The 12,935-nt window shown below is 75.8% G+C and carries 12 protein-coding genes; 2 read left to right on the forward strand and 10 right to left on the reverse strand.

Translation table 11 applies throughout. The annotated features are described in order from the left end of the window. Nucleotides 1-25: 25 nt before the first annotated feature. The 6 genes from ACFYT9_RS28130 to ACFYT9_RS28155 form a co-directional block, all read right to left on the reverse strand. Nucleotides 26-595, reverse strand: a complete 570-nt coding sequence (locus tag ACFYT9_RS28130; protein WP_389168417.1) for a hypothetical protein — start codon at nt 593-595, stop codon at nt 26-28. Beyond that, nucleotides 592-1,914, reverse strand: a complete 1,323-nt coding sequence (locus ACFYT9_RS28135) for a hypothetical protein (protein WP_389168419.1) — start codon at nt 1,912-1,914, stop codon at nt 592-594. The genes ACFYT9_RS28130 and ACFYT9_RS28135 overlap by 4 nt, the downstream gene beginning before the upstream one ends. Beyond that, a complete protein-coding gene (locus ACFYT9_RS28140) occupies nt 1,911-2,705 on the reverse strand; it encodes an ABC transporter ATP-binding protein (RefSeq protein WP_389168421.1) in 795 nt (264 codons plus the stop codon). Before ACFYT9_RS28140 ends, ACFYT9_RS28135 begins: the two co-directional genes overlap by 4 nt. Next, complete coding sequence (locus ACFYT9_RS28145; RefSeq protein WP_389168423.1) at nt 2,702-3,598, reverse strand: zf-HC2 domain-containing protein; 897 nt, start codon at nt 3,596-3,598, stop codon at nt 2,702-2,704. The genes ACFYT9_RS28140 and ACFYT9_RS28145 overlap by 4 nt, the downstream gene beginning before the upstream one ends. Then, entirely contained in the window at nt 3,595-4,200 is a 606-nt protein-coding gene (locus tag ACFYT9_RS28150; protein ID WP_376601083.1) for an RNA polymerase sigma factor, read from the reverse strand. The genes ACFYT9_RS28145 and ACFYT9_RS28150 overlap by 4 nt, the downstream gene beginning before the upstream one ends. Before the next feature lie 65 nt (nt 4,201-4,265). Beyond that, entirely contained in the window at nt 4,266-4,979 is a 714-nt protein-coding gene (locus tag ACFYT9_RS28155) for a hypothetical protein (protein ID WP_389168425.1), read from the reverse strand. Nucleotides 4,980-5,140: 161 nt separating this feature from the next. Here ACFYT9_RS28155 and lon point away from each other — a divergent pair, with 161 nt between their 5' ends. Beyond that, the gene (lon, locus tag ACFYT9_RS28160; RefSeq protein ID WP_389168426.1) at nt 5,141-7,552 is read left to right on the forward strand and encodes an endopeptidase La; all 2,412 of its coding nucleotides are present in this window, start codon (nt 5,141-5,143) and stop codon (nt 7,550-7,552) included. A gap of 100 nt (nt 7,553-7,652) precedes the next feature. On the opposite strand, the gene ACFYT9_RS28165 is transcribed toward lon, so the two are convergent. The 3 genes from ACFYT9_RS28165 to ACFYT9_RS28175 form a co-directional block, all read right to left on the reverse strand. Then, nucleotides 7,653-8,807: a glutamate--cysteine ligase gene (locus ACFYT9_RS28165; RefSeq protein WP_389168428.1), complete on the reverse strand. Its 1,155-nt coding sequence runs from the start codon at nt 8,805-8,807 to the stop codon at nt 7,653-7,655. A 301-nt stretch (nt 8,808-9,108) separates the two neighbouring features. Then, nucleotides 9,109-9,987 carry a lytic polysaccharide monooxygenase gene (locus ACFYT9_RS28170; RefSeq protein ID WP_389168430.1) on the reverse strand — a complete coding sequence of 293 codons (879 nt, stop codon included), beginning with the start codon at nt 9,985-9,987 and terminating at the stop codon, nt 9,109-9,111. Between the two features lie 208 nt (nt 9,988-10,195). Beyond that, complete coding sequence (locus ACFYT9_RS28175) at nt 10,196-11,029, reverse strand: lysozyme (RefSeq protein ID WP_389168431.1); 834 nt, start codon at nt 11,027-11,029, stop codon at nt 10,196-10,198. 495 nt (nt 11,030-11,524) lie between these two features. On the opposite strand from ACFYT9_RS28175, the gene ACFYT9_RS28180 reads away from it, so the two are divergent. Further along, nucleotides 11,525-11,950, forward strand: coding sequence for a MarR family winged helix-turn-helix transcriptional regulator (locus ACFYT9_RS28180; RefSeq protein WP_389168522.1), 426 nt, complete (start codon nt 11,525-11,527; stop codon nt 11,948-11,950). 11 nt (nt 11,951-11,961) lie between these two features. Here the strand turns inward: ACFYT9_RS28180 and ACFYT9_RS28185 are convergent, their stop codons facing one another. Further along, entirely contained in the window at nt 11,962-12,744 is a 783-nt protein-coding gene (locus ACFYT9_RS28185) for a hypothetical protein (protein ID WP_389168433.1), read from the reverse strand. Between the last annotated feature and the right edge of the window lie 191 nt (nt 12,745-12,935).

Raw genomic sequence — 12,935 nt, forward strand, 5'->3', positions numbered from 1 at the left:
TCCGACGCCAATTGTCAGACAGGCCCTAGCCCTTACCCGGCCGGGGGCCGCGCCGGGCGAACAGGGCCGCCCCCGCGCACAGGAGCGCGCAGGCCACCGTCCAGGCCGCGCCCTCCGGGGCGGGCCTGAGCGCCCAGCCCCACCAGGCCGCAGCGGTGGCGTCCGGCGGCGTCAGGTAGACCGCCGCCGTGTACGTCACCGGCGGCAGCCAGCTCGTCCGCGCCCCGGTCAGCGCCGCCGCGCCGGCCGCCAGGCCGGTGAGCCCGAGCGTGTTGCGTACGGCGGCGGACCCGCCGAACTCGGCCGGATGCCCCGGCAGCACGAGGGCGAACAGGCACGCGGCCAGCGCCGACGGCACCAGGACGTGCCCGAGCCGCAGCGGCCACCAGACCCGTACCGCCGTCCTGTCCAGCTCGTCGCTCGCCGTGTGCAGCGAGGTCCCGATCGCCGTCGCCACCAGCAGCGGCGCCATCAGCACCGGCACGCGCGCGTGGGGAGAGCCTTCCTCCGGCACGAGCAGCCACGCCGCCGCGACCGCCGCCAGGACCATGACCAGGGCACCCGGCACCGCGCGTGAGCGCAGGTAGAGCCTCACGGAACGGGCACCTCGTCCGGACGGCAGCCGCTCGCCGCGAGGTACCGGACGAGGTACGCGCGCTGCTCGGCCGGCGACTTCGCCCGCAGCCGGTCCAGGTGCGCCCGCGCGCCGGGGACGTCCGCGCCGTAGCCGGGCGGCGAGGGGGCGAGCCATTCGACGACCGCGTGGTTGATGTCCATCGTCCGCTCCGCGTGGGGCCCCGCGAGCTCGCCCTCCCGGCACTCCTCCGAGAACAGCTGCATCACCGCGTGGTTCCGGTACAGGACCGGATCCCCGATCCGGTTCCGGACGACGTCCTGGCCGACGTCCCACAGCGGTACGTCCCCCGGCTGCTCCGCCATCCGGCCGACCGCCCAGCGGGCCGGGGCGCCCGGGAGCCCCCGGAGCCGTTCGTTCACCGGCTCCAGGGTCTCCACCAGAGACGGCAGCAGCCGGGCGTCCAGGGCGATCACGCACACCCGGGGCGCGCCGTCGGCACAGACCGGGCGGACCGCCGCCGGATCGATCCGCCAGGGCCCGTTGTCCGCCGGCAGCCGCAGGATCGCCGCCGCCGCGCCGACCGCCACCACCAGCGGCACGAGCGCGAGGAGGCGCTTCCGGGAGGAGCGGAGCCCGTACGCGAGGAAGCAGGCCAGCGCGAGGCCGGCCGTCCACGCGGCCGACGCGGGCGCGTACCACCACACCTGCCGGTACTCGGCCGCCGAGAACTGGGCGCTCGGGAGCAGCCAGCGCCAGGACGAGGCGGTGAAGTCCCCGTAGGCGAACCCGACGTAGCCGGCCACGGCCAGCAGCGGCGCCATCAGCCGCCACCGCACCACCCGCCCCACCACGTGCCCGACGAGCCCCATCGCGCCCACCGCCACCGCGTCCGCGAGCAGCGGGGCGATCGCGGGCCGCCCCCAGGAGGCGTACGGCCACACGGCCAGCAGCACCACCGCGTCCCCGGCCAGTACCGCGGCGGCCGGCCACAGCGCCGACGGGGCCGCCGCCACCAGCAGCCGGCGCAGCGGGGAGCGGGGCACCGACGCCCACAGTTCCCCGGCGCCCAGCCGCCGGTCCCGGCCGCCCTGGAGACAGCCCGCCGCCATCGCGAGCGGCCCGCACAGCAGCCCCGCGAGCGGATGGAGCAGGTTCTCCGCGTCCTGCCAGCGGATCTGCCACTCCGGGGCCTTGGAGTACATCGTGACCAGGATCGTGGCCATGATTGCCGCGCCCGTCCAGGGTCCGAGGCCGCGGCGCAGTTCGGTGCGGAGCGGGCCGGGCGCGGGGCGCGCCGCCGTGGTTCCCGGGCGGACCTCCGTCGTCGTCGCGGTCATCGGCCGGCCCCCGTCCGCTCGCGGTGGGAGCGCAGGGCGGCGGTGTAGCCGCGCTCGATGGCGTTGGCCGTCGGGTCGTCGGCCGGGGCGGCCGCGCCCAGGGCGGTGAGGTCGTCCGTCGTCCCCCGGAAGGCGAGCCGGCCCCCTTCGAGGAGGGCGACCTCCGTGCAGGCGGCGGCCACGTCCTCCACCAGGTGGGTGGAGACCACGACCGTCGACTCGGTGCCGAGGTCGCGCAGCAGTGCCCGGAACTCCACGCGCTGCTCGGGGTCGAGCCCGGCCGTCGGCTCGTCGAGGAGGAGCAGCTCCGGCTCGTTCACGATGGCCTGGGCGATGCCCGCCCGGCGCACCATGCCGCCCGACAGCGTGCGCAGTCGCGCGTCGATCCGGTCGGTGAGGCCGACCCGGGCCACGGCGCGTTCCACGGCCGCCGGGACGCGGTCGGCCGGCAGCTCCTTCAGCCAGGCCACGTACGCCACGAACTCCCGCACCGTGAAGGCCGGGTAGTGCCCGAACTCCTGCGGGAGGTAGCCGAGCCGGCGCCGGATGCCGGTCCGCCCGCGGGGATCGCCGGCGTCCCGGCCGAGCAGTTCGACCCGGCCGACCGACGGGGCGGCGACGGTCGCGAGGACCCGGACGAGGGAGGTCTTCCCGGCGCCGTTGGGGCCGAGCAGGCCGAGGACGCCGGGGGAGAGGCGCAGGTCGAGGCCGTCGAGCGCGGGCACGCGCGTGCGGCGGTGCCGGACGGTCAGGCCGGTCACGGCGACGGTGGTGGGACGCGGTGAGGTCACCGGGGCTCCAGGAGGTCGAAGGAACGGCGCCGGAGCGCCAGGAGGGCGGCGCCGGCCAGCGCGGCGGCGGCCCAGCCGGCCTGCGCGGCCGGACCGGCGGCGTACGGGAGGGGTACGGAGGAGGCGCCGGCGGCCGGCCCCAGCAGCGGGCCCGCCACCGCGAGCAGCCAGCCTCCGCCGAGGGTGGCCGCGGCCGCGCGGCACCCCACGAAGGAACCGAGCGCGAGCGTGCCGATGGTGAGCGCCAGGCACGGCAGCAGCCAGGCGGCCGCCCCCGGCAGCCCCCCGGCGGGTGGCAGCAGCGCCCCGGCGGCGGTGAGCAGCGGCACGCACACGGCGAGCACGGCGACCGTGCGGGTGAGCAGCAGCCGCAGGCCGCCGGCCGGGGTGGAGGCGGCGAGTTCGTGGAGCGGGTCGGCACGCGGGCCGTACGACAGGGCGACCCCGGCGAGCGGGAGGACGGGTGCGGCGGCGAGCAGCCAGGTCCGTCCCGCCGGGAGCCCGGCGCCGTGCGACAGCGCGAACGCGGCCCCCGTCACCAGGGCCACCGCCGCCAGCCACGAGCCCCGGAGGGCGGGCCCGACAGCCCACCAGAGCCGGGCGGGGGAGGCCCACGCGCGTGCGTGGCGGCGGTTCTCCCGTGCGGGGGAGGGGGCGGCGGTGGTCGCCGCTTCCCGGTGCCCCACCGTGTGGAGGAGGTCGGCGCGGAGGGCCGCCAGAGCCGGGCCCGCGGGGCTGGTCGCGCGGACGGCGGCGGAGACGCGGGCCGCGCAGGGCCCGCAGGACTCGACGTGCTTCTCCAGGGACCAGGCGTCGGGCTCCGGCGCGGAGCCCTCGGCGTACCGGAGCGCCAGGTCGGCGGGGACGTGCCAGGGGGCAGGAGGGGTCGTCACGCGGGGCCTCCCAGGGGGTGCGGGCCCTGCGGGAGGTTCCCGAGGGCGGCGCGCAGCTCGCGGCGGGCGCGCTGGGCGCGGGTCTTCACGGTGCCCTCGGGTATGCCGAGCAGCCGGGCGGCCTCGCGGGTCGTGAGCCCGTCGACGACGGTCGCCCGCAGCACCTCGGCCAGCTCGGGCGAGATCCGGTCGAGAGCGGCGCCCACGTCCCCGTACTCCAGGCCCGCGAGGACCCGGTCCTCGGCGGACGGGGCGGCCGGGAGCGGTTCGGGCGGTACGGCCCCGGCGGGCTCGGCGCGGGCGGTACGGGCGCGGGCGCGCTGCGCGTCGACCAGGCGGCGGGCGGCGATCACCCACAGCCAGCCGCCCGCCTCTCCCCGCCCCCGGTGGCCGCCGGCGGAGCGCCAGACGGTGAGGAAGGTGTCCTGGAGGACCTCCCGCACCGTCTCCTCGTCCGGGCAGCGGCGGGCCAGCCGGGCGTACAGCCATCCCGCGTGCCGGTCGTGGAGCAGCGCCAGCGCCTCGGTGTCGCCGCGGGCCACGGCGCGCAGCAGCGCGGCGTCGTCGGCCGGATCGTCCCCCTCGGGGCGTGACAGTCTCACGCCCTCTCTATCGCGCGGCGGGCCCCGCGCGGTTCACGGAAACGCGGACGGCCGTGTGGAGGAGGTCAGGGAGAGGTCGGGGGGCCGCCCTCGGGAAGGGCGTCGAAGACACGCTGGAGGGCGGCGGGCCGCTCGCCGTCGCCCGCGACGACGAGCCGGTGGTCGTACGTCACGAAGTACTGGAACCCGTCGGCGATCGGCGGCCCGCTCGGCCGCCCGGGCACGCGCGCGTAGGCGGGGTCCTCCAGAGCCGCGCGCAGCCGGGCCAGCGCCGCGGCGCCCATCCGCCCCGAGCGCGTCTCCCGGTCCTTCGACCGGACGGTCCAGCTCCCGTCCTCGTGCACCACGAGCTGATTGGTCACCCCCGCGAACCCGCCGTTCACGACGACCTCCACGAGCACCGCCCCGGCCCGGGGCTCGGCCGGATCCGCCTCCGCCGCGGTGGCGGAGGGCGTACCCGCGGTCGAGGCGGGGGGCGCACCGGTGCCCGAGGCGGCGGGTGTACCCGGGGCGCCGGACGAGGAGGCGGCGGGCGAGGAGGCGCCGGTCGAGGAGGCGGCGGGCGAGGAGGCGACGGGCGGGGAGACAGCGGACGAAGAGGCGCCGGGCCCGGGCGTGATCCCGGAGCTCGCCGCGCTGCCGCTCCCCGACCCGGCGGACGGGCCGGGAGCGTCGGCGTCCGCGCACCCGCTCACCGCGACGACCAGCACCGCCACCACCGCCGGCACCGCGCCCCACACCGGTCCGCGCCCGACCCGCCGTACCGCACCCGTCTCCATGCGCCGAAGCATGCCCGCCCCCGTGCCCCCGCGCAGCCGGAATCCCGCAGTCGCCACCCCGCACCCGGGTGATCGCTCAGAGCGAACACGCCCCGGGGAACATCCAGCGGCGCAGATGCATTGAGTCGGCATAGCTCAACTTGACTGCCGAAGGGGAGATCATGGCTTCTGAGTCCAAGGCGACCGTGCCGCTCACTCTGCCTGTGCTGCCGCTCGACGACGAGGTCGTGCTGCCCGGGATGGTCGTGCCGCTGGATCTGTCGGACAACGAGGTGCGAGCCGCCGTGGAGGCGGCCCAGGCCGCCGGTCGCGGGGCCGGCGGGAAGCCGCGGGTGCTGCTGGTGCCGCGGGTGGACGGGACGTACGCCGGCACCGGTGTGCTCGGGATCGTCGAGCAGGTCGGGCGACTCGCGGACGGGGATCCCGGCGCGCTGATCCGGGGCATCGGACGCGTGCGGATCGGGGCCGGGACGACCGGGCCCGGCGCGGCGCTGTGGGTCGAGGGGAGCGTGGTCGAGGAGACCGTCCCCGAGCCCCTGCCGGGCGCCGTGACCGAGCTGGTCACGGCGTACAAGGCCCTCGCCACCAGCTGGCTGAAGAAGCGCGGCGCCTGGCAGGTCGTGGACCGTGTCCAGCAGATCGACGGCGTCGGCGCGCTCGCCGACAACTCCGGGTACTCGCCCTTCCTCACCGTCGAGCAGAAGGTCGCCCTCCTGGAGACCGCCGACCCGGTCGCCCGCCTCAGGCTCGCCACCGCCCAGCTCCGCGAGCACCTCGCCGAGCAGGACGTCGCCGAGACCATCGCCAAGGACGTCCAGGAGGGCGTCGACAAGCAGCAGCGCGAGTTCCTGCTCCGCCGCCAGCTCGAAGCGGTCCGCAAGGAACTGCGCGAGCTGAACGGGGAGAAGGACGGCGAGGAGTCCGACGACTACCGCGCCCGCGTGGAGGCCGCCGACCTCCCCGAGGCCGTCCGCGAGGCCGCCCTCAAGGAGGTCGACAAGCTGGAGCGGTCAAGCGACCAGTCGCCCGAGGGCTCCTGGATCCGGACCTGGCTCGACACCGTCCTCGAACTGCCGTGGAGCGAGCGGACCGAGGACCGCTACGACATCCAGGGCGCCAAGGCCGTCCTGGACGCCGAGCACGCCGGCCTGGAGGACGTGAAGGAGCGCATCACCGAGTACCTGGCGGTCCGCAAGCGCCGCTCCGAGCGCGGGCTCGGCGTCGTCGGCGGGCGGCGCGGCGGCGCCGTGCTCGCGCTCGTCGGCCCGCCCGGCGTCGGCAAGACCTCGATCGCGGAGTCCGTCGCCCACGCCATGGGCCGGAAGTTCGTGCGCGTCGCCCTCGGCGGCGTACGCGACGAGGCCGAGATCCGCGGGCACCGGCGGACGTACGTGGGCGCCCTGCCCGGCCGGATCGTCCGCGCGGTCAAGGAGGCGGGGTCCATGAACCCGGTCGTGCTCCTCGACGAGATCGACAAGGTCGGCTCCGACTTCCGGGGCGACCCCGCCGCCGCCCTCCTCGAAGTCCTCGACCCGGCGCAGAACCACACCTTCCGCGACCACTACCTTGAGGTCGAACTCGACCTCAGCGACGTGGTGTTCCTCGCCACGGCCAACGTCCTCGAAGCCATCCCCGAGGCACTGCTCGACCGCATGGAACTGGTCCGTCTCGACGGCTACACCGAGGACGAGAAGGTCGTCATCGCCCGCGACCACCTGCTGCCCCGGCAGCTGGAGCGGGCCGGCCTGGAGCCCGGTGAGGTCGCCCTGGAGGAGACCTCGCTGCGGAAGCTGGCGGGCGAGTACACCCGGGAGGCCGGGGTCCGCACCCTGGAGCGGGCCATCGCCCGGCTGCTCCGGAAGGTCGCGGCCCAGCACGAACTGGGCGACCGTGAGCTGCCGTTCACGGTCACGCCCGCGGACCTGAGGGCCCTCATCGGGCGCCCGCACCACGTGCCCGAGTCCGCCCAGGACCCGGCCGAGCGGCGTACGGCGGTCCCCGGCGTGGCGACCGGCCTCGCGGTGACCGGCGCGGGCGGCGACGTCCTCTTCGTGGAGGCGTCCCTCGCCGACCCGGAGACCGGCGCCGCCGGGCTGACCCTCACCGGCCAGCTGGGCGACGTGATGAAGGAGTCCGCGCAGATCGCTCTCTCCTTCCTGCGCTCGCACGGCGCGGAGCTGGAGCTGCCCGTGACCGGACTGAAGGACCGGGGCGTGCACATCCACTTCCCGGCGGGCGCGGTCCCGAAGGACGGCCCGAGCGCGGGCATCACCATGACGACCGCGCTGGCCTCGCTGCTGAGCGGCCGGCTCGTCCGCACCGACGTGGCCATGACCGGCGAGGTCTCCCTCACCGGCCGGGTCCTGCCCATCGGCGGTGTGAAGCAGAAGCTGCTCGCCGCGCACCGGGCCGGGATCACCACCGTGGTCATCCCCAAGCGGAACGAGGCCGATCTGGACGACGTCCCGGCCGAGGTCCTGGAGAAGCTGGAGGTCCACCCGGTGACCGACGTCCGTCAGGTCCTGGAGATCGCCCTGGCCCCCGCGGAGGTCCCGGTCGTGGCCGCCGCCTGACCCCGAGGACGACGAGGCCCCCGGTACGCGCGCGTGCGCACCGGGGGCCTCGCGCACGCGCGCGGGCGAATCCGTCACACCGGAGTCGTACGCCTCTCCCTCACACCGGAGTCGTACGCCGCACGGCCTCGGCGATGACCGAGGCCAGCGACGTGTCGCCGGCGTGGGCGGCCCGCTGGAGGTCCGCGCCGGTGCCCCGGGCCAGCAGCCGCTCCACGCCCGCCTCGGCCCGCTCCCGGTCGCCCGCGTCCTCCAGGGCGGGGCGGACGTGGCCGAGCAGGGCGAGGAGCACCTCGCCGGCGGGGGCCGGCCGCCAGCTGCGCGGGTCGAGCAGTTCGCCGCCGAGCCCGTACCGGCTGGCCCGCCAGGCGGCGAGCCGCAGCACCACCGTCGACACCGGGTCCGGGAGCCGCCCCCGTCGCCACTCCCGGGCCGCGGTCTCCACCAGGGCGCGGCTCAGCACCGCGAGCAGGACGGTGTCCTCCACGTCGAGGCAGACGTCGCCGACCCGGATCTCGACCGTCGGGTAGCCGGGGGAGAGCCGGGCGTCGAAGTAGACCATGCGGCCGTCGAGCGGCACCTCGCTGGCGAGCATCTCGCTGGTGGTCCGCTCGTACGCCGCCACGTCCCCGTACAGCTCGCTGGGGCCGGACATCGGCCAGCGCTGCCAGAGCTGGTGGCGCCAGCTCGCGTAACCGGTGTCGACGCCCTGGAAATAGGGGGAGTTGGCACTGAGCGCGAGCAGCGGCGCGAGCCACGGCCGGATCCGGTCGAGCACGCCGACCCCCTCCTCGGGCGAGGCGAGGTGGACGTGCACGTGGCAGGCGCAGACGAACTCCTCGTCCACGAGGTGGGCGTACCGGTCCTGGATCCGCCGGTAGCGGTCGTCCGGGGTGAGCAGCGGCGGGCCGAAGTCCACGGGCGCGGTCGCGAGCGCGGCGACCGCCACGCCCGCCTCCGCCGCGGCCGCCGAGGCGGCGAGCCGGGCCCGGCGGAGCTGGTCGGCGAGCTGGGCGGTGGTGGTGCAGGGGGCGGTGCCGATCTCCAGCTGCTCGGCGTACAACTCGGGCTTGGCCGGCTCCGGACCCTCGGTGCGCGGCCCGGAGCCGGCGTGCCAGGCGGCGATCTCGGTGACGGTGCCGGCGAGGGGCTGGGGGTGTCCGGTCTCGGGGTCGACCAGGAGCAGCTCCTCCTCCACTCCGAACGTGCGCGGCCCTTCCCCGCGGTGGTAGACCCACCGCTGCTGGTTCCGCATGGAGCGCTCTCCTTCACGGGGCGGATTCACGGGCGGACGGTGGTGCGCTGACGGCCGTTCGAACGAGCTTTCTCCAAGGCTGTCCACGAACGTCCCGGCTTCCACCCGTCCTCGCACAGATGGCGCGAAATCGCCCCCCGGACGAGGTCCGGGGGGCGAGGCGGGAGAGGAGGGCGGGGTTCCCTGGGAGCCGCCGGAGGGGTGAGCGGGGCCACCGCCCCACCGTCTCCTCCCGCCGTCCTCCGCTCCTGGGGGCGGGCCCGGGGAGGCGTCCCCAGGACGCGCCCCCCAGAACGCGTCCCTAGGAGGCGGAGGAGCTGCGGCGGCGGCCCAGGAGCAGGCTGCCCGCGCCGAACACGGCGAGCGCGCCCGCGCCGGCGAGGGCGAGCGGCAGCGGCGAGCCGGGCGCCTGGGCGGCCTCGGCGGAGAGCGCCGGCGGCTGCTCGTCGCCGCCGTGGCCCGCGTGGCTCACGGTGGACAGCTCGGCCCCGGCGGCCAGTTCGGCCTCGGTCGGCGCCTCGGCCTTGGCGGCCGTGGCCGCGGCGGCGGTGCCGAAGGTGACGTCCGAGCAGCTGTAGAACGCCTCGGGGCTGTCGTTGCGCTGCCACACCATGTAGACGATGTGGCGGCCGGTGCGGGCGGGCAGGTTGCCGGTGAAGGAGTAGTAGCCGTCGGTGGCGGTGCGGGTGGTGTTGTACACGGCGGCCGGGGTGGCGTCGAGGTCCGACCACTTCAGCGGCTGTGTCGGGTCGAAGCCGGCCTTGGTGACGTACATCGTCATCGTGCCGGAGTGGGCGGCCGTGGCGCGGATCTTGAAGCCGAAGGCGCCGGCGGAGACGGCGGTGGCGGGCCAGTCGGTGCGCGCCCAGTCCAGGGCCCGGTACTTCTCGCGGTTGGCCGAGCAGAGCTTGCCGTCGGGGATGAGGGCCTTGTGGTTGCCGTCGGCGTTGGCGATGTTGACCTCGTTCCAGTCGTAGAGCGGCTGGGTGCCGGAGTCGGCGACGAGGTCCTTGCACACCTGGGTGTCGGGGCTCTCGGGGCCCTCGGCGTAACAGGCGGCCACGCGGCTCACGGGGTTGAAGACGGCTCCGTGGGCGGCGGCGGTGGTGGGGGTGAGGCCGACGAGGGCGGCGGCGGACAGGGCGGCGACGCCGGCGGCGGTACGGCGGGAGGACGGCATGCGGGGGCTCTCTCTCGTGCGTGGGGGAGTACGGAACGAGCAACGCGCGCGGGGCGCACAGAAGTTGAAACCCGTGCGACCGGGGTAGAGACTCGCATTGGTCCATACCAATGGGCAAGGGGGTGGGCGGAAAAAGGCCCTGAGCACGCGAAACGGCGGTCCCGGGGGCACCGCCGTGCCCCCGGGACCGCCGTCCTCCGCGCCGGCGTCAGCCGTTCGCGAGCGCCTGGACCCGCGAGAGGTCGCCGTTGAAGTGGTTGTGGTCGCCGACCGTCGGGCCGGTCGAGGTGTACTGCCACATCGTGTAGTACGGCCAGCCGGCCGGGAGTTCGCCGACGGCGGCGGCGTAGCGCGCGATCCACAGCGGGTTGGCCGAGGCGAAGCCGGAGTAGTTGCCGGTGCACTGCTTCCACCAGCTCGTCGCCGTGTAGATGACGGCGTCACGGCCGGTGCGGGCCTTGTAGCGGTCGAGGAAGTCGCGGATCCACGCGACCATCCCGGACTGGCTCTTGCCGTAGCAGGTGGCGCCGTACGGGTTCCACTCGATGTCGAGGACGCCGGGGAGGGTCCTGCCGTCCTTCGACCAGCCGCCGCCGTTGTTGACGAAGTAGTCGGCCTGGGCGGCGCCGGCGGTCGTGTCCGGGGTGGCGAAGTGGTACGTGCCCCGGATCATGCCGACGTTGTACGAGCCGTTGTACTGCTGCGTGAAGGAGGTGTTCTTGTAGTACGTGCCTTCCGTCGCCTTGACGTAGGCCCACCTGACACCGCTGTTCCACAGGGTGGCCCAGGCGACGTTGCCCTGGTGGCTGGAGACGTCGACGCCCTCCGTCTGGACGGCGAGGGACGAGGCGCCGCCGGCGGGGGCGGCACCCCGGCCGTCGTGCTTCAGGACGCCCATGCCCATGTGGGCGGTGCCGCGCGCGGGGACGGCGGCGCGGGCGCCCGGGTCGGCGGCGCCGGCCTGGCCGGCGAGGGGGAGGACGAGGGCGGTGGCGGCGAGGCCGGCGAGCAGGGTGGTGGGGACGGATCTGCGCACACGCATGGCGTGACTCCCGAAGGGTCGGTGGGGGTGGTGTGGACATGTCAGTCACGTGCTCGTCGGCGACTCTACGCACGTAGACAGGTGGGGTGGAAGGGGATCCGGGTTCCGCCGTTGGTCTACGCCTGCGAAATACTGAAGGAGCTGCGGCGACGCCCGCCGGAGCGGGAAACTTTCAGCCGAAGAAACACGCGTGGGAGGTCCGAGGTGCGCGCAGGCGGTCCGGCCGGTGAAGACGGCACGACGCCAGGGGGAGGCCCCGCCGGCGCCGAGCTCGCCGGCGGCGAGCCCGCGCCGGCGCCCGGCCCCGCCGCGCCGGTGCCGTGGGACGCGGGTTCCGCGGTCGGTTCCGCGACCGCGGCCCACGGCGGGCCGCAGGGCGGCGCCGGTGCCGCGCCCGCCTCCGCCGGGACCTCCGCCGCCCCGGGACCCGCGTCCGCCCCCGTCGGCCCCGCCGGACCCGCCCCCGCCCCGGCCTCCGGTCGGACCCCCGCCGAGTTGGAGTTTCTCGCGCTGGAGCGGGAGCTCGCCGTGTTTCTGCGGCGGGCCCGGGCGCAGTCGGGGGAGATGGCGCGGGAGGTGCACCCGGAGCTGGAGCCCGCCGCGTACGGGCTCTTCGTACGGCTCGACGACGCGGGGCCGCAGCGCGCCACCGAGCTCTCCGCCTACTTCGGCGTCGGCAAGGCGACCATGAGCCGTCAGCTGCGCGCCCTGGAACAGCTCGGTCTGGTCGCCCGCGACCCCGACCCCGCCGACGGGCGCGCCTCCCTCGTCCGGCTCACCGACGAGGGCCGCGCCCGCTTCCGCCACGTCCGCGACGCCCGCCGTGAGCGGTACGTCCGCAAGCTCGCCGGCTGGGACCGCGCCGAGGTCGCCGAACTCGCCCGGCTGCTCAACCACTTCAACCAGCGCTCCGAGAGCTGAGGGCCGGACCCTCAGAAGGCCACGTACACGCCCGTCGCGTCGTCGTGGACCTTCCCGCGCCCCGTCGCGCCCCGCTCCGCCGCCGCCGTCTCCAGCGCCCGCACCCGCCGGAGCAGTCCCGCCGGCCCCTCCTCCGCCAGGACGCGGGCGCACTCCGTCCAGTCGCCCGCGCCGAACCGCTCCACCCAGCGGCTCGCCCCGTCCGTGAGCGCCGCCAGCGCCCGCACCTCCGCGAGCGGGGTCGTACCGGTGACGGCCCGCTCCGCCACCGACGGGTCCGCGGCCGCCGTGAAGAAGCCGCCCTCCCGGTTCCGCAGCCGGTCCGTCGCCTCGTGCGAGCGGAGCGCCTCGCGCGGGATCCGGTCGAGCCGGTCGTCCCGCACCGCCCGTACCGACCCGTCCGGCGCCTCGATCAGCAGCACCGAGTCGGAGAGGACGAGGTGGTCGACACGGTCCGCGCCCCACCGCGCGAGGACCACCGTCGCCTGAGGCGTACGTGCGTGAGAAAGGTCACAGGTGTCCGCGTGGAGCTCCGCGGTGCGCCGGATTGCCCGAGCGAGAATCTCGGACAGCGTCAGATCGGCCTGGCAAGCGGACAGTTCGGTCAAAGCGCCGCCGAGTCGCGCGGTGAACCACGGCACCGTGTGCACACAACCGACATCACCCGCGGGTGGGGTGACCCCGTCCAGGAGGACGAGCGTCCCCCCGTCGCCCGAGGCGGGCAGAGCTGCGGCGGCCCAGTCCTCGTTGGGGCGTTCGGGGTTGCCGGGAAGGGTGGCGACTTCGCTGCGCATGATGTCCAGTGTGCCCGGCTCGCGCGCGCTCTTCACAACACCTGCAAAGGGCCGAAAATGGCCTGTACCAACCGGCCACGAGCCGCGCGGAAGGCGGAACCGTCAGCTCCGGCGAGCTGCGGGCGGGCATCCTGCCAAAGGCCGCGCCGAAGATCCAGCCGGGGCCCTGCGGGAGGCCCGCGCGGGGCCCG

The sequence above is a fragment of the Streptomyces sp. NPDC004435 genome (assembly GCF_042873895.1).
Taxonomy (GTDB): Bacteria; Actinomycetota; Actinomycetes; order Streptomycetales; family Streptomycetaceae; genus Streptomyces.

Coding starts and splice junctions, on each gene's coding strand:
- ACFYT9_RS28135 (WP_389168419.1), bottom strand. CDS start 1,914: ATGACCGCGACGACGACGGAGGTCCGCCCGGGAACCACGGCGGCGCGC.
- ACFYT9_RS28155 (WP_389168425.1), bottom strand. CDS start 4,979: ATGGAGACGGGTGCGGTACGGCGGGTCGGGCGCGGACCGGTGTGGGGC.
- lon (WP_389168426.1), top strand. CDS start 5,141: ATGGCTTCTGAGTCCAAGGCGACCGTGCCGCTCACTCTGCCTGTGCTG.
- ACFYT9_RS28165 (WP_389168428.1), bottom strand. CDS start 8,807: ATGCGGAACCAGCAGCGGTGGGTCTACCACCGCGGGGAAGGGCCGCGC.
- ACFYT9_RS28170 (WP_389168430.1), bottom strand. CDS start 9,987: ATGCCGTCCTCCCGCCGTACCGCCGCCGGCGTCGCCGCCCTGTCCGCC.
- ACFYT9_RS28175 (WP_389168431.1), bottom strand. CDS start 11,029: ATGCGTGTGCGCAGATCCGTCCCCACCACCCTGCTCGCCGGCCTCGCC.
- ACFYT9_RS28185 (WP_389168433.1), bottom strand. CDS start 12,744: ATGCGCAGCGAAGTCGCCACCCTTCCCGGCAACCCCGAACGCCCCAAC.